The 21609-nt window shown below is 55.7% G+C and carries 15 protein-coding genes; 10 read left to right on the top strand and 5 right to left on the bottom strand.

Going from position 1 to position 21609, the window contains the following annotated elements; translation table 11 throughout:
- Window positions 1-2598, bottom strand: coding sequence for a class I SAM-dependent methyltransferase (locus A11S_RS07585; protein WP_015467919.1), 2598 nt, complete (start codon window positions 2596-2598; stop codon window positions 1-3).
- A gap of 117 nt (window positions 2599-2715) precedes the next feature.
- Here A11S_RS07585 and A11S_RS07580 point away from each other — a divergent pair, with 117 nt between their 5' ends.
- The gene (locus A11S_RS07580; protein WP_321162777.1) at window positions 2716-3489 is read left to right on the top strand and encodes a ComF family protein; all 774 of its coding nucleotides are present in this window, start codon (window positions 2716-2718) and stop codon (window positions 3487-3489) included.
- Between the two features lies 1 nt (window position 3490).
- On the opposite strand, the gene A11S_RS07575 is transcribed toward A11S_RS07580, so the two are convergent.
- Window positions 3491-4729: an FAD-dependent monooxygenase gene (locus A11S_RS07575; protein ID WP_015467917.1), complete on the bottom strand. Its 1239-nt coding sequence runs from the start codon at window positions 4727-4729 to the stop codon at window positions 3491-3493.
- 64 nt (window positions 4730-4793) lie between these two features.
- Here A11S_RS07575 and grxC point away from each other — a divergent pair, with 64 nt between their 5' ends.
- Together grxC and A11S_RS07565 are read left to right on the top strand one after the other, a co-directional pair.
- Window positions 4794-5051: a glutaredoxin 3 gene (grxC, locus tag A11S_RS07570; RefSeq protein WP_015467916.1), complete on the top strand. Its 258-nt coding sequence runs from the start codon at window positions 4794-4796 to the stop codon at window positions 5049-5051.
- Window positions 5048-5884, top strand: a complete 837-nt coding sequence (locus tag A11S_RS07565; RefSeq protein ID WP_015467915.1) for a carbon-nitrogen hydrolase family protein — start codon at window positions 5048-5050, stop codon at window positions 5882-5884. The genes grxC and A11S_RS07565 overlap by 4 nt, the downstream gene beginning before the upstream one ends.
- A 3-nt stretch (window positions 5885-5887) precedes the next feature.
- On the opposite strand, the gene A11S_RS07560 is transcribed toward A11S_RS07565, so the two are convergent.
- A complete protein-coding gene (locus A11S_RS07560; protein ID WP_015467914.1) occupies window positions 5888-6217 on the bottom strand; it encodes a helix-turn-helix domain-containing protein in 330 nt (109 codons plus the stop codon).
- Window positions 6218-6343: 126 nt separating this feature from the next.
- Between A11S_RS07560 and A11S_RS07555 the strand changes: the two genes are divergently transcribed.
- Together A11S_RS07555 and A11S_RS07550 are read left to right on the top strand one after the other, a co-directional pair.
- Window positions 6344-7399: a phosphatase PAP2 family protein gene (locus A11S_RS07555; protein ID WP_015467913.1), complete on the top strand. Its 1056-nt coding sequence runs from the start codon at window positions 6344-6346 to the stop codon at window positions 7397-7399.
- Window positions 7383-8468, top strand: a complete 1086-nt coding sequence (locus A11S_RS07550; RefSeq protein ID WP_015467912.1) for a phosphatase PAP2 family protein — start codon at window positions 7383-7385, stop codon at window positions 8466-8468. Before A11S_RS07555 ends, A11S_RS07550 begins: the two co-directional genes overlap by 17 nt.
- Here the strand turns inward: A11S_RS07550 and gluQRS are convergent.
- A complete protein-coding gene (gluQRS, locus tag A11S_RS07545) occupies window positions 8407-9285 on the bottom strand; it encodes a tRNA glutamyl-Q(34) synthetase GluQRS (RefSeq protein ID WP_015467911.1) in 879 nt (292 codons plus the stop codon). The genes A11S_RS07550 and gluQRS overlap by 62 nt on opposite strands.
- Window positions 9286-9437: 152 nt before the next feature.
- Here gluQRS and A11S_RS07540 point away from each other — a divergent pair, with 152 nt between their 5' ends.
- From A11S_RS07540 to A11S_RS07530, 3 genes are all read left to right on the top strand, one after another.
- Window positions 9438-10091, top strand: coding sequence for an alpha/beta hydrolase (locus A11S_RS07540; RefSeq protein WP_015467910.1), 654 nt, complete (start codon window positions 9438-9440; stop codon window positions 10089-10091).
- A 201-nt stretch (window positions 10092-10292) separates the two neighbouring features.
- On the top strand, window positions 10293-10862 hold the full coding sequence (locus tag A11S_RS07535) for an HNH endonuclease (RefSeq protein WP_015467909.1): 570 nt from the start codon (window positions 10293-10295) through the stop codon (window positions 10860-10862).
- A gap of 37 nt (window positions 10863-10899) precedes the next feature.
- Window positions 10900-11256 carry a hypothetical protein gene (locus A11S_RS07530; RefSeq protein WP_015467908.1) on the top strand — a complete coding sequence of 119 codons (357 nt, stop codon included), beginning with the start codon at window positions 10900-10902 and terminating at the stop codon, window positions 11254-11256.
- Window positions 11257-11573: 317 nt separating this feature from the next.
- Here the strand turns inward: A11S_RS07530 and A11S_RS07525 are convergent, their stop codons facing one another.
- Entirely contained in the window at window positions 11574-11987 is a 414-nt protein-coding gene (locus A11S_RS07525; protein ID WP_015467906.1) for a disulfide bond formation protein B, read from the bottom strand.
- Between the two features lie 309 nt (window positions 11988-12296).
- On the opposite strand from A11S_RS07525, the gene A11S_RS07520 reads away from it, so the two are divergent.
- Together A11S_RS07520 and A11S_RS07515 are read left to right on the top strand one after the other, a co-directional pair.
- The gene (locus A11S_RS07520) at window positions 12297-12926 is read left to right on the top strand and encodes a hypothetical protein (RefSeq protein WP_015467905.1); all 630 of its coding nucleotides are present in this window, start codon (window positions 12297-12299) and stop codon (window positions 12924-12926) included.
- A 456-nt stretch (window positions 12927-13382) separates the two neighbouring features.
- Window positions 13383-21602 carry a tail fiber domain-containing protein gene (locus A11S_RS07515; protein WP_235067590.1) on the top strand — a complete coding sequence of 2740 codons (8220 nt, stop codon included), beginning with the start codon at window positions 13383-13385 and terminating at the stop codon, window positions 21600-21602.
- Window positions 21603-21609: the final 7 nt, after the last annotated feature.

The following is a 21609-nucleotide window of genomic DNA, read 5'->3' as shown; positions in this document are numbered from 1 at the left end:
TTATTTTATGATCGGTTTTTTGTCGTTCTGGTCACGCGCCTTTTCACGACGTTCCATCCGTTTTTGTTGGATGGTGTCGTTGTTTTGCGGCTGGTCTTGCAGCAATACGCCAGATGGGGCGTCACCGCCACTGGCCGCTCCGCCGCTGCCGCTGTCGCCGCTGGTCGATCCGCCTAGGCCGCGCATATCGGTGGCGTGCGCGGACATGGGGCTTTTGCCATAGGATTCCGCCATCTTCTTGGAGAAGGAGAAAACGGGGCTCATATCACTGTCATGACAGAGAGATTTATAGGATTGGGACATGATCTTGGCGAAGCTTTTTGAATTGTCCCAATACATCAGCTTCCACAGATCTTTGAGCGGCGAATAATTGGTCGTGCCGTGAATTTGTCCCTTGGTCTGGCCGAACGGACCGGACATGACAAACGGGTACACCCGGCGCGGGGTCAGGCCCATGTGCAGGAAGAAGCTTTCGCCCATGCGTGCGACGTGTTCGGGTTTGACCTTCATATAATCGGCGATGTAGTGGCGGGCATCGTCCATGCTGCGAATATCGCGGGGCAGGGGAATGCTGGGTACCGTCACGGTCAGGCCGTTGCCCTTGTACCGTTGTGGAACGGGCAGGAATTCGGTGGTGTATCCGGCAAGAACTTCGCCCGAATGGCTGCGCAGCAGCGGCATGACGATGGCGATGTTTTCCGTCTGGTCATCGGCAATAATGAAATCCATGTCGCGGGCGGCCAGGCCAGCAACGCCGCCATTGATCTGGCCTTCATCGACGAAGATGGATTGAACCGGGCGCAATTGACCGGCGCTGCCGCGTGTGGCGCGGTAACGGCCATCGGTTTCGGTCATCTTGGCCATCAGATCATGCACATCGGTAACGGGCACGTCGGCTTCTTCCAGGATCAGCGGGCATTCGGACCAGCTTTCGGCCTTCATCCCCAAACGCTGGTACAGAGCCAGAATTTGAATTTCCATGCGCGCGTTCGGGATCATGCCGACGGCTATGCCGTTCAGGATGCTTTGCGCGCTGATTTCAACAATCTTCCCGCGGCTTAAGAAACCCGCAATGTCGGCATTGATAACTTTCGGCTCCAGCGTCGCACCGGTGCTTTCGACTTCCAGATACAGCGTATCAATGCGTTCATCGATGTAGTCCGGGGCGGGGTATACAGCCGGGCCCTTTTCCATCACGCGGTTCGGCATGGGTTTGAGGCCCAGCATATCGCGCGCGAACAGGGCGGCGCCCTTCACATCGTCCGGGCCGATATGGGTCACGGTTTCGGTTTCAACGGCAATCGCTTCGGTCATGTGACCGGACCATTTTTTACCGTCTAAATCCTGGCCCATCCGCGGAACGGCGTTGACGATACCGCGCGGAACGCCGTGATGAACGAAGATGTTCAGTTCGCCATTTTCCGTGACGCGATAGGGCAGAATTTCGGTGATGTTGATATCGCGTGTGACGATATCAACCAAACGGCCATCATTATCATTCCGCATCGCTTGAACGCGCAGGGATGATCCGGTTTTTGATGACGGGCGGCGTTCCTGCAGGCGCAGAGAGCGGCGTTCGCCAACTTTTTGCGCGACAGCGATAAAGCTGGTCGGTGGCGGGCCGAGCGGTTTGCCGTCTTCGCCATACAGGCGGAAGTGACCTTCGAACCGGCTTTTCACGTACTCGTCATTCCAGTGCGGCGCGGAGTAATAAACGCGCGCGCCCAGCGACCGCAGAGCCTTGCGGTATTCGCGTTGGGTAAAGAATGTAAATTCCTTGGGCAGGTTGCTTTCCCAGCTGCTCAGATCATCCTTACGCATGATGAATTCATAAGCCCATTTGTGCGGCAGGCGGAACAGGCGCGTGCGCGGGAAGCGCGGTGGCAATTCTTCGATGAAGAATCCGGCGCAACCCGGGTCACCGTTCGGGCTGGCATGTTCGGAGAACCAGACCAGCAGGTCGGCCTCGGACAACTCGTGCAATTCTTCGCCTGTGCTGCGCACATCCGGCATTTCCATCAGGACGTAACCATCCGGGTCCGGTTTCGCGTAATCGCGGATCAACATCAACCCTTCGGGTTTCAGCAGGGCAAACTGGTTTTCCAGCGCCTGAACCACGGGGCGGTCATGGAACGCATTGCTGGAATAAATTTCGTGCAGGGTAAAGCAATTGATAATCGCATCGACCGGGCCGATACCAGCAGCGGCGGGATTATCAATCGGCCCATTCTGGAATTCCAGATTGGGCGCATCCCATGTTTTGATCGCGGATTGAATGCCGCGCGTATCGGTATCCATGCCGATAAATTTCATGTCCGGTGCCAGCACGGCCATGGCGTAGGTGAGCTTGCCACCACCGCAACCCAGATCGAGGATTGTCGAACCCGGCTGGACCATCAGGTGAGCCAATGTAAACCATGCGCGGCGCACCGTGGCATCGGGCAGGTGGGCCAGACGTTGGTAACGGTCCTGCAACGGATTGGAATCGGGGATTTTGGGTTTGGGCTGCTGGCGCGTGGCGCGGACGGAGTCGTCTTGGTCCAGCCCGAGGGCTTTCTTGTGGCCGTCCCGCAATGTGCGTTTCTTCGCGCCTGCCATTTGTAATTTCGACGGTTAGACGTTACATTTTTGCCCGGAAACCCGGCTTTTTAGGGTTTCCGTATAATACCGGAAGGGCCCGGTTTTTCGCAACATATATCGGGGGCCTGAGCAGGGGTGGGTGTGGAGCAAATATCTGCTTTAAAACAGTGTGTTAATACTCTTCTCCACGGGGCGGGGCAGGTTGTGGATGCAATTTTTCCACCGCGCTGCATCATAAGTGGGGCCATTGTGGGGGCGCCGGGGCAGTTGGACCCGGGGGCCTGGGCCGGGTTGTCCTTTATCGCTCCCCCTTTTTGCCGGACCTGCGGCATGCCGTTTCCGTTTACATCCGAAGGGGTGAAAGACCTGCAATGCGCGGCCTGTCTGGATGATCCACCACCCTTTACCGCGGCCCGGGCGGCGGTGGTGTATGACGATGCCAGCCGGGGTGTGATTTTAAAATTCAAGCATGCCGATCATTTGCACGCCGTCCCGGTTTTGGTGCCGTGGATCATGCGGGCAGGGGCAGAATTGTGGGCGGATGCTGATGTGCTGGTGCCTGTGCCATTGCATCGCTGGCGGCTGATGCGGCGGCGGTATAATCAGGCTGCGTTGCTGGCGCACGGTGTGGCGAAGGAAACGGGCTTGCCCTGTCTGGCGGATGGATTAATCCGCCACCGTGCCACGGAATCCCAAGGACACAAACGCGCCGCCGAACGCCGCAAGAATGTGAAGGGCGCGTTTGCGGTCAATCCCCGTCATGCGGATGCTGTGCGCGGTAAAAATGTCGTGCTGATTGACGATGTGTTCACGACCGGGGCCACGGTGCGCGAATGTGCGCAAACGCTATTGAATGCGGGTGCTGCACGCGTGGATGTGGTGGCCGTGGCGCGGGTGAGCCGGGAGTAGATTACAGGTTTTCTCCGCGTGCCAAACGGCTGTCGTCGTATCCCGGCATCACGCCTTCGTTCATTGCGAATTTTTTCAGTGGTGTAATGCTGTCGACTGTTTTCAATCCGGCGCGGCGCAGATAGCGCAGGATTGAAAAATCATTGCTGGCCATTTTGTTCAGGCCGGTCGTCGCGGCAACGCGGGTGACGATATCCGGGCGGCGACGGGATTCGTAAGTGTCGAGAACACTGCGCGACCCGATATCAATGCCAACACGGGCGGCATCAACGATGACTTCGGCCAGAACGGCACAATCACGCAGGCTGAGGTTCAGCCCTTGCGCGCCCATCGGGTGCAGGACGTGGGCGGCCTCAGCCATCAGGGCCATGCGCGGCGCGGTCAGTTTTTGCGCCCGCATGATTTTTAAGGGCCAGCAGGTCGGGTCGCTGTCCAGCGTGACGGTGCCAAGCGCAGTACCCGCGCGATCTTGTAATGCCTGTAAAAATTCATTTTTGCGCATCCGCATGAACGCATCGGCGTCATCGGCGTATTCAACCCAGACAATGCTGGAATGGTGCGCGCCGGGCAGGGGAACGGTGGTGAACGGGCCGCCGGGGCGGTGATGTTCGGTGGACACATGGCCGTGCGGGCGCGTGTGTTGCACCAGGCACGTGATGGCGCTTTGCCCCGGATCAAATTCATCACATTCAATGCCTGCGATGGTGCGGATATTGGAATTGCGTCCATCCGCGCCGATCAACAGGCGCGCGCGTAAATGTGTTTTGTCATCCAGTGTGAGGCTGATACCCGTGTCATCGGCGGCATAATCGGCAACGCGGGCGGGGATGAAGAACGTAATGTTTTGAATATCGTTGCACGCAAGTCCTAAGCCCGCGCGCAGGCGGTCATTCGGCATATTGATGCCAAACCACGGCAGGTCGATGTCAGACGCATGGAAATCAACGGTAACGGCGCGGTCTTTCCCTCCGGTGCTGTCCTCAACAATCCGCAAGGTTTCCAGCGCCGCGCCAAAGCGGGCCACATCATCCCACACCCCGGTGGCGCGCAGGACGTTGACAGAGGCATGCATCAAGGCGGCGGTGCGGGCGTTATCCGCCACATCGTCCGGCGCGGGGATGGGGGCGGGGTCGATGATGGCCACATTCAGCCCGGCCCGGCCCAAAAGGGCAGCCAGCGCCAGCCCGGGAACCCCGGCGCCGCTGATAACAACATCAAAAGCTTGTCGTTTTGTTGTCATGATGGTCTGTCAAACCCGTTTAAGCGTGCTATATCTAAGGGCCTAACATAGAGGAAACCGAACCATGGCAAAAGTCGAGATTTACTCCGGGGCGTATTGCCCGTATTGCGACCGGGCAAAAGCCCTGCTGACCCGCAAGGGCGTGTCCTTCACCGAATACAAAGTGGATGAGGACGATGCAAAGCGCGAAGAAATGCTGGGCCGGGCCAATGGCCGCCGCACCATTCCGCAGATTTTCATCAACGATGCGCATATTGGCGGGTGTGATGATCTGCATGCGCTGGATTCGAAAGGGGAGCTGGACCAGCTCCTGTCCGCATGAGCGTGCCGGAAACATTAAATGTCGCGCTGGTCCAGATGACCAGCGGGCCGGACATTGACGCTAATCTGAAAACCGCCGGTGATATGATCCGCGTGGCGGCATTGGATGGGGCGCAGTTTATTCAGACGCCGGAAAACACCTGTCACATGCGGTTCCCGGCGACGGAAAAATTGAAATCCGCCAAGGCGGAAAGCGATCATCCGGCTTTACCATATTTTTCCGACCTCGCGCGGGATCTGGGTGTGTGGATTCATGTCGGGTCCATCGCGGTGAAGGTCGCGGATGATAAGATGGCCAATCGCGGTTACATCTTTGCCGCCAACGGCGACATTGCAGCGCGCTACGACAAAATCCATTTGTTCGACGTGGATTTGCCCACCGGGGAAACGCACCGTGAAAGCGCGCATATCGTGCCGGGCGACAAGGCCGTTGTGGTCGATACGCCGTTTGGCAAAATCGGCATGGGCATTTGTTATGATCTGCGCTTTGCGCCGCTGTTCCGCGCGCTGGCGCAAGGTGGCGCGCGCATTTTGACCGTTCCGGCGGCGTTTACAGTACCGACCGGGCTGGCGCATTGGGAATCCCTGTTGCGGGCGCGGGCGATTGAAACGGGGTCCTTCGTTCTGGCGGCGGCGCAATGCGGCACGCATGAAGGCGGGCGGATGACCTATGGCCATTCTTTGGTCGTGGACCCGTGGGGCAAGGTGTTGGCCGAAGGGGGCGATGCGCCGGGTCTGATCACCGCCACGCTCAATCTGGCCGACAGCGAAAAAGCGCGGAGTGCCATCCCCGCGCTTCGTCATGACCGGAATTTTAACGTGGTTTCCGTATAATTCTTATTGGGCTAGCAACAGGCCGGGATTGACCTTCAGTGCATCCGCCAATTGGCGCATGGCGCGGATGGATCCTTGCTTGCGGCCGGTTTCGATCTCGGTCAAATAGGCACGGGACATGTCGGCCAATTTGGCCAGATCAACCTGTGTCATCTTGCGGAAGCGGCGCAGGATTTTGACCGGGTGATCAGCGCCCGCGGCAATGGCGTTCAGGACATCGTCGGGCAGGGCTGCATCCGCCGCCGCATCTTCATCCACCCGGTTGGTCAGTTTGCGGTATTCCTGCATCGGAACCAGCACATAGGGTTTGCCGTCAATATGAAGAAGATCCATGAAATAACCTCTTAAGGTGGGATGTTGAGGTAGCGAGTGAAGAAAAATGGCGGGGTGGGCTTGCCTGAAGCGGCAATGTCACATTAAGCTACAGTATATTGAATCTGCATAAAGAATCAACCTCCGATGAAATTTCCCCGTCTGCATAAATTCTGGCCTTATGCCCCCGCTGTTACCGGGTGGGTTTTGGCCGTTGCCGTTTACGCGGTGGCGGGGTGGGGGCTGTCTCTTTATCTCGGGGCGGCGGATCAATTTAGTCCGTTCATTTATTCCCGCGCCGTGGTGACGGTGACGTTCTTGCTGTTCAGCCTGTTTCTGGGGTGGCGCGGTTTCCGCATGATGATTGTCGATCGCCCTGATCATTTGACGCGGGAGTTGATTGCGGATCTGCGGCGCATGCTGTTCAACCGCCGTATGCTGGTGGCGGCTGCGCCTTTGTTCTTTGCCTTCATCCTGTTTATGGGAACATTTACCAGCCTGAAATCCATGATCCCGCTGGTGCAGGATTACCGGTGGGATGAAACATTCGCGGCGTGGGATCGTGCCCTTCATTTTGGAATCGATCCGTGGCGTATCCTCCAGCCTGTTTTGGGATATTCGCCGATCACCTTCGTTATCAACCTGATTTATAATCTGTGGTTTGCGGTGATGTTCGGGGTGCTGTACTGGCAGTTGTTTAACCTGAAACGCCCGGTGTTGCGGATACGATTTTTCTGGGCCTTTTTGTTGACCTGGGTCATCTGCGGAAATGTTCTGGCGATGGGATTGTCATCCGGGGGGCCGTGTTTTTACGGTTATCTGGTGGATGGCCCCAATCCGTTTGCGGCGCAAATGGATTACTTCCATAGTATGGGGGAGAGTGGGTGGCCGGTTTGGGCGTTGCAGACGCAGGATATGCTTTGGACGGCTTATCAAGCGAATGCCACGGGTATTGGGTCAGGTATTTCGGCGATGCCCAGCGTGCATGTGGCACTCGCCTTTTTATTTTTTCTGTTGTCGCGTTCTTATGGGCGGCTTGTTCAATGGTTTTTTGGTATTTTTGTGTTCATAATCATGATTGGGTCCGTTCATCTGGCGTGGCACTATGCTTTGGATGGGTATCTGGGGGCGGCGGTTGCGGCCCTGATCTGGTGGATTTGCGGTCTGGTGTTAAAGGAGCCGATGGATGAAAAGCTGGTTTGATAGTTTTCGGCAGGAGCTGGGCAATCGCCTGACACTCTGGATTCTCTCCATCGCGGCTTTACACATACTTGTCGGGGCGGTCCTGGCGCGTGTTTACGGCTGGCCTCTGGAAATTCACACGTTGATGTATTCCAAGGCGCTGCACTGGGCTGTGATCTGGTTTACGCTGGGGATTGTCAGTTGGCGCAGTTTTTACATCATGATTGCGCTGCGGCCAAAGCGGTTGACCTTGACCATTTTGCAGGATTTGCGGCGCATCTGCCTGAACCCGCAGCGACTGGCGCGGGGTATCCCGATTGTCTTGATGTTCTCCGTCATGTTTTCGGTGTTTACCAGTTATAAAAGCTTGATCCCTGAAATCGTTCCGTTCAAGTACGATGAACTTTTCTCACACATTGATCGAACATTGCATTTTGGTGTTGATCCGTGGCGTATTTTATTCCCGGTTTTCAGTGTCGGGATTATGGTTTCGGTCCTGAGTTTCTTTTACAAAATCTGGTTTGTTGCCAAGTTTTCCGTTCTGTTCTGGCAGGCATTTTCGCTTAAACGTCCGCGGTTGCGGGAACAATTTTTCCTGACCTATATTCTGGTCTGGATTATCAATGGAACGATTTTCGCGCTTTTGTTTTCATCTGTGGGGCCATGTTTCTACGGCAATGTTGTGGACGGTCCCAATCCGTACGCGGAGTTGATGGCGTTCCTGCGCGAAACCAATAAAACCATGCCTGTTTGGGATTTGGTGGCGCAGGATTACTTGTGGTACGCGTATGAAAGCAAAGAAATTTTACGGTTCTCCGGTATTTCGGCGATGCCCAGCCTTCACGTCTCTCTGGCCTTCCTGTTTGTGCTGGTCGGTTGGGGCACGGGGCGTAAAACGGGTATTCTGTTTACCGTTTATTTCCTGCTGGTGATGGTGGGGTCTGTATTCCTCGGATGGCATTACGCCATTGACGGATATTTTGCGATTATCAGCACGCTGATTATCTGGCTGAGTGTTGGGCAGGTGCTTAAGTGGGTAGATGCTCGCGCCACGGCCCGTCAATTGGTAGAGAGTCCCGCACAAGCGTAAGGATGTCAGTCCGATTTTTTCCCTCAACCGTGCGCATATGGTGCAGGGTGACGGCGTTGTTGCGTTTGGCGAAGCGTTTGCCGTCCGGGTCCAACAGGAGTGGGTGGTGCGCCCATTCAGGGACATTTAAATCCAAAAGATTTTGTAACAGGCGATGCAGGTGTGAGGCGTAGAACAGGTCTTCGCCGCGCGTCACAATGTCCACGTTCTGGATATGGTCATCCAGCGTGACGCACAGATGATAGCTGGCGGGGGTGTCCTTGCGGGCCAGAACAACATCGCCCAAAATATCCGGTGTGGCGGTTTGCGGGCCGCGATAGCGGTCGTGCCATGTGAGCGGAGCCGTGAGGGTGGCCAGCGCGGCATCCATGTTCAGGCGCAGGGCGTAGGACTGGCCCAGATCCATTTTTCGCGCGCGGTCGTCGGCGGAGAGATGGCGGCATGTGCCGGGGTACAGGTGGCCTTCCGGCCCCGTTGCAATATCGTGCGGGGCGGAATCAGCGCGGGCGATTTCATCCTGGATATCCTTGCGGGTGCAGAAGCAGGGATAGAGCAGGCCCATATCATCCAGCCGCGCCAGCGCCGCGCGGTAATCTGCAAAGTGATCTGATTGGCGTCGTACCGGTTCCGGCCATGTCAGGCCGAGCCAGCGCAGATCGTCGTAAAGTCCGGTTTCAAATTCCGCCTTGCATCGTGTTGTGTCGATGTCCTCAATGCGCAAAATCATCGTACCGTGGGCGGCGCTGAACAGCGCGGACCAGGCATGGCCGATATGCAGATAGCCGGTGGGCGATGGGGCGAAGCGGGAGACAGTCATGGGGGCATTATCATGGAGACGTCATCCCGGCGCAAGCCGGGATCTTTTCGCCATAAGGGTTGAAGATTCCGGCTTTCTCCGGAATGACGGGTGTAAAAATCGGAGCACCGTGCTAAATTGCGGGGCGTCATAACAAGAAAACAGGTGTGCCCATGTCCGCATTGAAATCCTACACATTTGGTCCTGCCGCGGGCGGGGCACCGACATCCATGGTGATTTTGTTGCACGGTGTTGGCGCGGACGGACAGGATTTGCTGGGGTTGGCCCCGGTGCTGGCGGAAAAATTGCCGCATACGGTTTTTGTATCACCCGATGGCGCGCAACCATTTGATATGGCCCCGATGGGACGGCAATGGTTTTCCATCCGCGAATTTACGCAGGAGGCGATGGAGCGCGGTGTGAAAGAGAGTGCGAAAATCGTCGATGATTTTATTACGGAACAGCGGGACCATTACGGGCTGAAGGATGAAAATATCGCGTTGCTGGGCTTTTCCCAGGGCACGATGATGGCGCTTTATGTTGCGCCGCGCCGTGCGCAAAAGCTTGCCGGTGTGCTGGCTTATTCCGGTTTATTAGCGGGTGCTGATGGATTGAATGGTGATGCAATTTGCAAATTGCCCATTCATCTGGTGCATGGGGGAATGGACCCGGTCGTGCCCGTTGGGTTTTATCAAATGGCGTTACAGACGCTTGAAAACAAAGGGTTTCCAGTGACAGGGAAGATGATCCCGTATCTGGCGCATGGCATTGATGATGCCGCGATTGAAACGGGTTCGGAATTCCTGCAATCGCATTTAGGCCATTAAAGACGGGCGTTCTTCCGCTCTGCGTGTGAAGAAAGCGTCTTACCATATTGACGCAACGCATCAATCTTCGATTGCGAAAAAATTGTGCAAAATGTGTTTTTGCCCTACAATATATTGTGTAGGCAAAGCGCGAGACCTTTTTGTTCTCCTCACTCCCGCCCGTAGGGTCTCCCTTTCGTCACAGCGAAGGAGTGTGTTTGCATGAGTGCTATAACTCCCCTTGAACAATGTCCGGCTCTGATCCTGAATGCGGATTTCAGACCGTTGAGTTATTTCCCTCTCTCACTCTGGTCGTGGCAGGACGCGATTAAAGCAATCTTCCGCGAATCCGTTGTCGTTGTGTCGGAATATGAACGCGTGATCAGCTCGCCATCGCATCAGATGCGGCTGCCCAGCGTTCTGGCGCTGAAGGAATACGTGCCCATGGAACGGGCACCGGCCTTTACGCGATTTAACGTGTTCCTGAGGGATGGGTTTGAATGCCAGTATTGTGGCGATACCTTCAGGACGCAAGAGTTGACGTTCGATCATGTGATCCCGCGGTCACGGGGCGGACGTACAACCTGGGACAATATCGTCACGGCCTGTCAGGGATGTAACTTGGCCAAAGGCAGCATGACCCCACGCGAGTGTGGCATGTTTCCGATGACCGATCCCATACAGCCGTCGATATTCGAGCTCCAGGAAAACGGGCGAAGGTTTCCTCCAAACTTCTTGCATAGAAGCTGGGGCGACTTTCTCTACTGGGATACAGAGCTTGTAGACCAGTAAGCCCATAAGCGTAAGAGAACCTTGAAGGGAGGTTGTCATGTTTGGGAAGGTCTTTAGCATAAATCAAAAAACGGTGATGGATGCCATCATGTTCTTCGTCGTACAGACGGTGATCTTGGTGGGTATTTCAACAACGTTGGTCCACGTCTTGGGAATGATGGGCGTCATTGATGGCGCAGCCGGAAGTTTCTTCGAAGGTGGATCTGTTTACACGATGATCGGCTCAGCCTTCGTGCTGTTGCTGGCCAGCGGTATCGTTATGAGCAAGGGATTGAGCAGCGATGTGTTCTCAATCATCCTGGCGGTCGCAGGTATTTATTTGGCCTGGACCACGGGTGTGCTTCTGGGGCTGATCCCCGTTGCATTGCTCAGCACGTTCGACGCACGCAAATAGAACGCGCGTCACGTTACGTGACTTGACTGAATAACGAACCGGGCACCCGCGGGGCCCGGTTTTCTTATGCTGAAGGATAGGGGAGGTGGCAAAAGTTCAATAAAATAAGGCGTTTTCAGAAGATTCTGCTTGACTTCGCAGGTGCAACATTTAAGTATAAATACTTCGCACAATTTGATTTTTGAAAAAGGCCTTCGCAAAATGTTTAACGACCTGTTTGACCTGTCCAAATCCCGCAGCCTGAAAGAAAGCGTGGGCTTTTATATTTTCTACGGCGCGGTCGGTCTGGGCATTACGGGTCTGGTTGGGTTGTTCGCTTAAAACCCATTGGCTTTGCGCGTGACCATGATGGATGCGACGATCGCATAAATCCCCATGGCGAAAGCGATGATCGCGTTATAGCCCGCCATTGAAATTCCAAACAACGACCATGCCACAGCATCGCAGCGTACAGCCGCGGTGCTTTCTATTTTATCCAGAATGGATCCGCCGCCCGTGACATCAAATCCGGTGGAGCATCCTTCGAATGCGGATGCCCACCAATGATATTCAACACCAACATGGTAGGCGGCGAGCAGCGTTTCGCCGATAAAGATCAGTGCGGTGATAAAAATCAGCGCGGCGGCCGGTTTGGCGTGACCGCGTCGGGCCAGAACGAAGGCGGTCAGTCCAATCACGATGATCGCGGCATAGGGCCAGCGTTGATAGATGCACAACACGCATGGGGCCAAGCCAAAGCCATATTGAAAAATAAACGCCGCCGCCAGCAGCAAAAAAAAAAAAAAAAAAAAACGCGGCGGCTGGGGTGGGGCGGGTCAGGGCAAAATTGATCAGGTTTTTCAGGTGCATGGCTTTGATGATGTGCTGTGGTCGTTGGTGGTCATGGGCAGTCATGTAGTATTCTACCGTGAAAATGGCAGGTTTGTGGGCATTTATCTTGTATTTGCTTTACCTAATATTTACATATCGAGCTGTATGCTCTGATACAGATAGTCAGGGGCTCTGACTCGAAAACCAGAACCCGTAAGAAAGAGATCGTTATGACCGATTATAAGCGTGGCGGATCCCGCCTTGTGGCGTTGAACGTGGATGTTGATGGTGGGTTTTTGACCGAGCAGGGCTACACGACCATGCGTGGCCAACTGGATACATTGCGCCGTGATCATCCGCAGGCTTTTGACGATCTCAGCAGGCTGGCGAAAAGCTGGCGTGATCGCAGTGGTGAAACGCTTCCGGCGGATCGGTTACAGGCATTGGATAAAGCCTTGCAAAATACGGGTTTGTCGCGCGATGCGTCGGTGATGAAGGTGTTGTCGGATTATGCCGCGCACGGGTTTCAGAAAGACTATCACCCCGGGTTTATGAAGAATGCCAATGGGCGGCCTTTTATGCCGTCAATTTTCAATGCAACGGCCCAGAACGTGCAATCTTTTGCGGCCAACCACCCGGATTTTGTCGAGCCACTCCGTAAAATCGTGAGTGGGGGGGATGCCGCGCTGGTGGTCAGTCCGGCCAATATGTTTACGGATAAAAAGCTGGGGCAACAGTTTGCCAGCGCCCTGCGCGAGCATCATCTGCTGACCGACCGGGCGGGCGGTATTGCCCTGCAGGTGCAGGCGGTGGCACCAGAGGTTTTTCGTAATCAGGCTCCGGTGGCCGGGCGGGGCTGAAATTCGCCCTCTGGCGCGGGCGTTGGCTTGATTCGCGCTTTAAAATCCGTAAGATAGACGGGTGTGTGTACCCGTTTTCACCGGGGGCGGTCGTCCCCGGTTCGTTTTTTATATATTCTCGCGTTCTTCACCCTATCCCAAGTGTTGTATTTCCATGGGTTTACCCCGGATCATATCATTCAGAATGCGATGCAATTCTCCCCTGGCCGTAACCCGGGCAGGTGAGTGCGAAAATGTATTTTTTTCAAAACGTTGGATCGCGGGCCTTGGTGTCGGGAATTATGGTTTTGGTAATGATTTTCTGGGAGAATCTAACCTAAGCCAGTGTATTTGCAATTTGCCCCGGCTCCATAAAAACAAAAAAGAATTTTTAATTCAGTCGGTTAAAGAATTATGGGCTTGGGGTATGAAAACGATTGTATGTGACGGCACCCCGGTAAGAGGGGGGAGTGGCATATGACCGACCACCGGCCCGAGAATAATATTGAGCGTAATAATACTAGGGACCTAGCGGGGGACTTCCGTTTGACGTCACAGCGCAGAAGCGAGCGCGGGAATATTTTCGCCGCCCTGTTCGGGGCGGTCGCCCTCATTGGCGTTGTTGGTGCCGCATCCACCGCGCTGATGCGTGGCCCTCTTTCCACCGTTGTCACCGTAAACCAGAGAGCCAAAGCCGACACGCAAATGCAGTTGGCGGCGAAGCTTGCGATTATGGAGGCTGCACAACAGTCGGCGGGTGGCGATTGCGATGCTGATGGTTATATCGAGCCGTTGGTGCCGCGTGGCCCATCGGGTAGCGAACCCATTCCCACCAATGGTGGTTTGATCCCCGGTGTTATCGGCGCAACCAAAACCGACCCATGGGGAACGGAATACGGCTATTGCGTTTGGGACATGAAAGATATTGGTACGGGGACTTGCGCCGCCGGTCTGATTGATGGGCCAACTGTGGATGCCGCCGCCAACAGCTCTGTCGTGCTGGCAATTATTTCCGCGGGTCCCGACCGTGCATTCCAAACGGCTTGCGAAACGTATACGGCGAATAACGACCATGTGACGCAGGCGGGTGATGATATTGTTCACACCTTCACTTATGATGATGCACGTGGTTTGTCTGATGGCCTGTGGACGTTGAAGCAGGGCAGTCCGAATGTTGCAACCATCGATAAAGAAATCGAACTGAGCAAGGCCGCAAGCTTCCTGAGCGAAACCAGCTTCCAGGGTGGTGCAAAGTTTGACAGCGGCTTCCTTGATTTGAGCGCGGGCGGTTTGATGAAACTGCCGACGCAGGCAACGTCCGGCGTTTGTAACGTTGCCAACACGGGCGTGTTGCGCATCGATACATCTGGCGGTGGCCAGCTGTTGCAGATTTGCGATCCCTCCGCGGACGTTATTCTGGACCCGGATGGGGACAAGTGGGTTGATATCGGTGGATCGGGCGGCGTTGGCGGCAATATTGACGGGCTGACCGATGGATATAGCCATGGCGCTAGCCGTAACTTGTTTCTTGGTTCTGAAGACGCCAACCTGAACGTAGATCCTGCGCAGGCGATCAGTAACGTAGCGCTGGGCTTGGGCTCGGGCGAAGCTATAGTGTCGGGCGATAACAATACGTTGTTGGGTAACTCGGCCGGTTACAATATTACAACCGGTAACAACAACGTAATGATAGGCTCGGGTGCTGGGGGTGGTGTTACGACGGGTTCGAACAACATCATCATTGGTAATTCGGATGCGCTTGCTGCTGGTACGAGCAATGAACTGCGTATCAGCAATTTCATTTTTGGTGATATTTCTGGTGGTCGCCTTGGTATAGGGGGCGCGCCGGGTGCTGGATATAAGCTTGATGTTGAAGGCGGTACCGTGAATGCGGATCGCTATGAAGTTGCTCCTAACGTTTTCTACAGCACCAGTGGGTCAGATCTTCTTCTTGGGACGTCGAACACAACGCGCTTGGTGATCGACAGTGCCGGCCTTGTCGGTATTGGTATGGCACCGTCTGAAGAGCTGGATGTTGCTGGCGATATTCGTGCGAGCGAAAGTTTCTATGCTGATGAGGGAAATGCGGGCGCTCCTGCTTATTCGTTTGATGGCGATGCGGATACGGGTATTTTTGGCTCAGGAGCCGGCGATTTGGCCATTTCCACGAATGGTCTGCAACGCCTCGTCGTCGATTCATCCGGGAACGTTGGTATCGGTGAACCGTCACCGGGGCAGGCGTTGGATGTTGTCGGGAATGGTGAATTTTCTGGTTATGTTCTGGGTGAATCGTTCCGTGTAAATTCCGACTCCGGTTTGTATGAACAGGGCACGGGCGTGTCGCTGAATGTCGGCGGTGCGCCGGCGTTGACGGTTTTGGCGTCTGGTGAAGTGGGTATCGGCACAACAAATCCGAATATGGATTTGGAAGTTGCTGGTGCAATCCGTATCGGTGATACGGCCAATGGTTGCGCGGCTGGAACATCCGGTTCGATCAAATACACCAGTTCCGGCGATGCGCTGGAATATTGCTCGTCCGATGGCAATTGGTACACGATCGGTGCGTCTGGCGGCGGTGGCGGTGGCGTTGGTTCCCCGCGCATCAGCGCGTTGCAGGAAGCGGCGGCGACCAACATCATCGACAACGCGAACTACACGCAGACATGGCGCTGGGATTCTCTGACGACGGATAACGGCCTGATTTTGGGATCGTCGTCAATCACATCAGGCAGCATCCTGAATATCGCCGGAACGAACACGGGAGCATCGGCGGCGGCGCTGAATGTTTCAACGACATCGACGACATCGGGTGCATCGGCGATCACTGGTCTTGCCAGCGGGGCAGCAGGATTTGTAACGGGCGTTATTGGTCAAAGCGATAGTGGCAGCGGCCGCGGTGTGTATGGTTATGCCAGCGCCACGGTAGGTGTGAACTACGGTGTTCAGGCGATCAGTAATGGTTCTAACGGATATGGTCTTTTTGCTCGCGCGGCATCAGCGACGGGCAACACGTATGGCGTTTATGGTGATGTGAACAGCCCTGATGGTATTGGTGGTTACTTCCAAAACCTTGCTGGTGGCTGGGGTCTGTATTCGGAAAATGATGTTGGTATCGGGCCGAACCATTACCTGAACTGGGGTACAACGCGTGGTACGACCGGGTACGGTATCCGCGACAATAACGGCATCATGGAAATCAAGAACAGCAGCGGCACATGGTCGCCGATTTCCAGCAGCAGCAGTGTTGGTGGCGCGCCCGGTTCTGACAGCCAGGTTGTTTATAACAGCGCCGGTACGCTGGGTGCTGATGCAAATTTCACATGGGACCGCGCAACCGCGCGCATGGGCCTTGGTGTAGCATCGCCAACGGGCCGTCTGCAAACGGGTGATACGCTGTATGATACGGCCGTGTGCCCGGCGGGTTATGTCGCGGGTGATTTTGACGGCGAAGGCGATGTGCAGGATTGCGTGTCCGTCGGTCTGGTTGTTTTGCCGGATGGTAATGTCGGTGTGGGAACAACAGCGCCGAATTTGATGAGTGCCGCGCGCGAATTTTCTGTGTCCACGGGGTTGGCTTCGGGCGCGGTTGGGATCAATCTGCAGGGTAATGTGGCCGATGGTGCCGCCGTTGGTGCGATCGGGGCGTGGAATAATTCTGATCTGGTGTCGATGATCCAGTTCCCGCATACAGGCGCGACAGGGGCGATCCAGTTTGGCGTACATAACGGTACGTCCATGGATCTGGATGCCATGATCCTGCAATCCGACGGGAATATCGTTCTGGGTGATCTGGCGGCGGATGCGGGCCTGCGTCTGGACGTCAACGGCGCGGTCGGTGCAACGGAATATTGCGATGAAGATGGTTTGAATTGTATCGACATCGCCGACGTATCCGGTGCCGGTGGGGCTGATACGGAAGTGCAGTTTAACAGCGGCGGGAAACTGGCCGGTTCGCCGGGCTTTACCTGGGCGGAAGGCTCCAGCGCGTTGAACGTTACGGGCCGCGTGAATATCACTGACCGCGTCAACATCGCGGGACAGGTCGGCAGCGCTCCGCAATTGATGCGCCTGGGTGATCTGACCGATGTGGATACAACGGGTGCTGTGGACGGTAATGCCATCATATTTGACGGCACAAACTGGGTTGTGGGGACGGTCGGCGCTGGTTCGATCGGTGCCGCCGGTACGGATCGCCAGGTCCAGTTTAATTCGAATGGAGCGTTGGCGGCGGATTCGAGATTTGTTTATACATCTGCCGGCGATTTTATTGTTGGTTCGTACCAGTTCGATGACACAACCACCGGAAATGAAGATGCACGGATGGTCTTTAATCGTTCCAAAGGTGCATTCCGCGCCGGCCGCGTTGCCTTGGCGCAATGGGATGATGCCAACATCGGAGTGAACAGCGCTGCATTTGGTCTGGATACGACTGCCAGTGGTCTCGCCAGCTTTGCAACGGGACGTGCTGTTACTGCGAGCGGTTCGTATAGTTTTGTTTCTGGTCAGACCGGCACAGCCAGCGGTACATACAGCGTGGCCATGGGGCGGCAAAATACGGCCAGTGGTATAGCAAGCGTTGCATTGGGTCATGTGACAACGGCCAGTGGTGCCAACAGCTTTGCGGCTGGTAACCAGACGATAGCCAGCGGTCTTTCCAGCACAGCCATGGGCCGTAGTGTTGTGGCTGGTGACGGTGTGGCGCTCAGCGGTTTGGGAGATGGATCTCTGGCTCTTGGTTTGATTGATGATGCTGTGACCATCACGACTCCATCCCAGGTCACCGGCATTCAATCCATGGGTATTTTCATGGGTGATCAGGATGGATTGGTTGTATCGGCCAATAACCAGATGAGCCTGCTCGGCGGTACAATGGTGATCGACCCGCGTGTTCCGGCGACGAACCTGACGGCGGATACAACCTTCGAAGTCGAAGGCACAATCAAAATTTCCTACAGCAACGAAGCCTGTGACGCATCGCGCGAAGGCTCCATCCGTTACATGAGCAATACCGACACCTTCGAAGTCTGCGCGGCAACGGCCAGCGGATGGGAAGAAATTGGCGGCAATATTGAACAGGTCGCGGGCGATCCCCCGGTCAGCAACTTTGTCGAAGATCTGAATGATCTGGGCGATGTCGTGTTGTCTGGTTCCGCAAACGGTGAATGCTTGACCTATAACGGTACAAACTGGATCAACAGTGCCTGTACATCCAGCGCCCCAAGCGCCGCGGGTGCGGATCGTCAGATTCAGTTTAACTCCAACAATTCATTCGCGGCTGATGCCAACTTTGTTTACACGTCCGAAGGAAGCCTGATCATCGGTTCTTCTCAAATGGATGATGATTCCGGTTCGTCCGATGATAATACGAAGATGTTCTTTGATAAGGACAACGCTGCATTCCGGGCCGGATTTGTCGGTGATGACGTGTTCTGGGATTCCGCGAACCGCGGGTGGGCGAGCGTGGCCTTGGGGCAAAATACAACGGCCAGCGGCCAGCGCGCCGTCGCCATGGGTAATTTCACCCAGGCCACCGGGAACCAGGCCTTCGCCGTCGGTGAAAATTCAATTGCCAGTGGTGATTCATCCATGGCTTTCGGGGCCGATACCGAAGCGGGCGGCTACGCGGCAACGGCGTTGGGGAGCACGTCTCGGGCTCTGGGTAACCGCAGCCTTGCCAGCGGTAGCGCATCCTTTGCAGGCGGTGAGAACAGTACGGCCCTGGGGCATCAAACGAAGGCGTCTGGTTATGCCAGCACCGCAATGGGGACGTTTTCAATGGCCACGGGCGAGGCCTCGACCGCGATGGGTGAGGGAACCATGGCCACTGGTCGATACGGTATTGCCATGGGGCTTGCCGCTGTTGCCGGTGATGGATTGTTTGTAGGCTCTGACCCTGAACAGGGAAGCCAAAACCCATTGGTGGGTGAAGCCACAATGGCCATCGGTCTTGTGACTGCGGACAATGCGAATAATTTCCTTACGGTCTTCCCGAAAGTGACTGGGAATCAATCGCTGGGTATCTTTATGAGCGCTCAAGAGGCCGTCGAATTGGCCGATAACAACACCATGGGCTTGTTCGGCGGTAAAATGGTGATCGACCCGCGTGTTCCGGCGTCGAACCTGTCCGCCGATACCGCGTTTGAAGTGGAAGGCACGATCAAGATTGCCTATAGCGGGGAGGCGTGCGATGCCAGCCGCGAAGGTTCCATCCGTTACATGTCCAGCACCGACACATTTGAAATGTGCGCCGTGGCGGCCAATGATTGGGAAGCGATTGGCGGTGGCGGAACGCCGGGCGGTGTGGATACCAACGTTCAATTTAATTCCAACGGTACGCTGGACGGGTCTTCGAACTTCACATGGAATGAAGGCACCACAACGCTGGACGTAAACGGCGTGGTCAGCATCAGCGACCGTCTGGTTCTGGGTGGCACGGCGGGTAACGCACCGACCTATATTGCTCTGGCCGATTTGTCCGATGTTGACGTGTCGGGCGTGGCGAATGGTGAATGTCTGGCCTATGATGGTGCGCAATGGACTGCGGCGGCTTGCGGTGGTGGTGGCGGCGGTGCGACTCCGGGCGGGGCTGATACGTATGTTCAGTTTAATTCCAACGGCGCGTTGGGCGGCACGGCGGATTTCACATGGGATCAGGGTAATACGATCCTGAGCATCAGCGGCGTGGTCAGCGTCGGTGAAAAAATTGCCATGGGCGGCGTGGCCGGGAACCTGCCGACCTATATGGGCCTGAATGGGTTGTCCGATGTGGATACGACGGGCGTGGCCAATGGTGATGCGCTGGTCTATGACGGGTCCGAATGGGTTCCGGGGGCTGCCGGGGCAACGCCGGGCGGTGCCAATACTTATGTTCAGTTTAATTCGAATGGCGAATTGCATGGCGTTGCTGGTTTCACATGGAATAACGCCACCACCACGTTGGGCGTAACGGGCCGCATTAACGTATCCGACCGCATCAATATCACGGGTCAGGCCGGGAACGCCCCGAATGAAATGACCATCGCCAATCTGGGCGACGTCGCGTTGGCCAGCCCGGCGAACGGTGAATGTCTGGTTTATGACGGCACGAACTGGGAAAACGCGGCCTGCGGTGGCGGCGGCGGTGGTGGTGCAATCAGCGGGCTGACCGCGGCCACTGCAACAAACAGCATTAATAATGGGAATTATACGCAAACCTGGAATTGGGATTCTTTAACCACTGAAACGGGTTTGTCGTTGCAATCGACCTCGCGTACGACGGGTGCGCTTTTGTCCTTGTCTGCACCGGCCACGGCGGGCGCGGGCGTGGGGCTACTTAATATCAACACAACGACGACAGGGGGAGCGAGCGTTCGTGGTCTGTCGTCGATTGTGACCAGAAATGGCGGTACCTCCCAAAACAGTTCCGCAGTTTACGGTGAGATTAATACAGTTTCAGGAACAAACGCGAATGGTGCTGCGGCTGTGCTCGGGGTTTCAACGGGCAATGCTGCGGCCGTGTCGGGCGTTCGAGGAAACCATGATGGGGGCGGTTCAGGGGTTATGGGGACCTCGGTTACCGGTGCTGCGGTATTTGGTACAGCATCGGACACATCTGCCAGCAACAAAGGTGTTTATGGTTCATCGGCTAGCTCTGCGGGTTATGGTGTGCAGGGTGAGGCTACGGCACTGAGTGGCACCAACTTTGGCGTTCATGGTTCGTCTGCCAGTGCAACGGGGTATGGTGTTTATGGTATCGCCACGTCAACGACCGGCGGCGCGGCGAACTATGGCGTTTATGGCCAGTCGAACGGTGATACGGGCCGCGGCGTTTATGGTTTGGCGAACTCTGCGACTGGTGTGGCGGATGGTGTGTTCGGTCAAACCAACAGTACTTCCGGCCGTGGTGTTTATGGTTTGGCCGTGGCAGGAACGGGCACGACCTCAGGTGTTTTCGGTCAATCGGCCAGCACAAGCGGTCGCGGTATCACAGGTTATGCTGCTGGCGCAAGCGGGGCCACCAGTGGTGTATGGGGCGAGGCTGCAAGCACGACGGGCCGCGGCGTGTTTGGTTACAACCCGAATGCATCGGGTATTGGTTATGGTGTTTACGGTCAATCTGGCAGTTCCGCTGGGTATGGCGGTTACTTCACAAACACCAGCACCGGTGTTGCACTGCATGCCCAAGGCGACATTACGTACACCGGTGTTCTGACTGATACATCGGATATTCGTTTGAAAACCGACATCCAGCAACTGGATGCGCAGGACGTTCTGGCCCGTCTGGATCAGATCGACACCTACAGCTTCCGCATGCGCGATAATGTTTCCGGCCAACTGGAGCTGGGTGTGATGGCGCAGGAAGTGGAAAAAGTGTTCCCCGAACTGGTGCGCACGGCCAAGGATGAAATGGGCACGAAATCGGTCAACTATAGCGGATTCGTTGCGCCGCTGATCGAGGCGACCAAGACACTGAAAGCCGAGAACGACAATCTGAAAGCAGAACTGGCGTCGCTGAAAACCGAACAGGTTGCGATGATGGATTCGATTGATGATCTGCGCGCGGATATGAATGGCATGAAGGCGCATACGGGATATGGCATCGGCAAAGCTGGCTTTGGTGCCGGTATGGTTGCGGGTGTGATTGTTATTCTCGGTGGTTTGGGTCTGGCCTTTATGTGGAACAACACGGGCCTGCGTCGTCGCCGCAGAGCCGAATAAAGAAAGG

The organism is Micavibrio aeruginosavorus EPB (assembly GCF_000348745.1).
Classification (GTDB): domain Bacteria; phylum Pseudomonadota; class Alphaproteobacteria; order Micavibrionales; family Micavibrionaceae; genus Micavibrio; species Micavibrio aeruginosavorus_A.
The sequence above is the reverse complement of the archived record's forward strand: the minus strand, read 5'-3'. Positions and strand labels throughout refer to the sequence as shown.

What these genes read in the sequence shown, in the direction of transcription:
- gluQRS (WP_015467911.1), bottom strand. Translation starts at nt 9,285, where the DNA reads ATGACTGTCTCCCGCTTCGCCCCATCGCCCACCGGCTATCTGCATATC.
- A11S_RS07585 (WP_015467919.1), bottom strand. Translation starts at nt 2,598, where the DNA reads ATGGCAGGCGCGAAGAAACGCACATTGCGGGACGGCCACAAGAAAGCC.
- grxC (WP_015467916.1), top strand. Translation starts at nt 4,794, where the DNA reads ATGGCAAAAGTCGAGATTTACTCCGGGGCGTATTGCCCGTATTGCGAC.
- A11S_RS07555 (WP_015467913.1), top strand. Translation starts at nt 6,344, where the DNA reads ATGAAATTTCCCCGTCTGCATAAATTCTGGCCTTATGCCCCCGCTGTT.
- A11S_RS07535 (WP_015467909.1), top strand. Translation starts at nt 10,293, where the DNA reads ATGAGTGCTATAACTCCCCTTGAACAATGTCCGGCTCTGATCCTGAAT.
- A11S_RS07565 (WP_015467915.1), top strand. Translation starts at nt 5,048, where the DNA reads ATGAGCGTGCCGGAAACATTAAATGTCGCGCTGGTCCAGATGACCAGC.
- A11S_RS07540 (WP_015467910.1), top strand. Translation starts at nt 9,438, where the DNA reads ATGTCCGCATTGAAATCCTACACATTTGGTCCTGCCGCGGGCGGGGCA.
- A11S_RS07560 (WP_015467914.1), bottom strand. Translation starts at nt 6,217, where the DNA reads ATGGATCTTCTTCATATTGACGGCAAACCCTATGTGCTGGTTCCGATG.
- A11S_RS07520 (WP_015467905.1), top strand. Translation starts at nt 12,297, where the DNA reads ATGACCGATTATAAGCGTGGCGGATCCCGCCTTGTGGCGTTGAACGTG.
- A11S_RS07530 (WP_015467908.1), top strand. Translation starts at nt 10,900, where the DNA reads ATGTTTGGGAAGGTCTTTAGCATAAATCAAAAAACGGTGATGGATGCC.
- A11S_RS07550 (WP_015467912.1), top strand. Translation starts at nt 7,383, where the DNA reads ATGAAAAGCTGGTTTGATAGTTTTCGGCAGGAGCTGGGCAATCGCCTG.
- A11S_RS07515 (WP_235067590.1), top strand. Translation starts at nt 13,383, where the DNA reads ATGACCGACCACCGGCCCGAGAATAATATTGAGCGTAATAATACTAGG.
- A11S_RS07575 (WP_015467917.1), bottom strand. Translation starts at nt 4,729, where the DNA reads ATGACAACAAAACGACAAGCTTTTGATGTTGTTATCAGCGGCGCCGGG.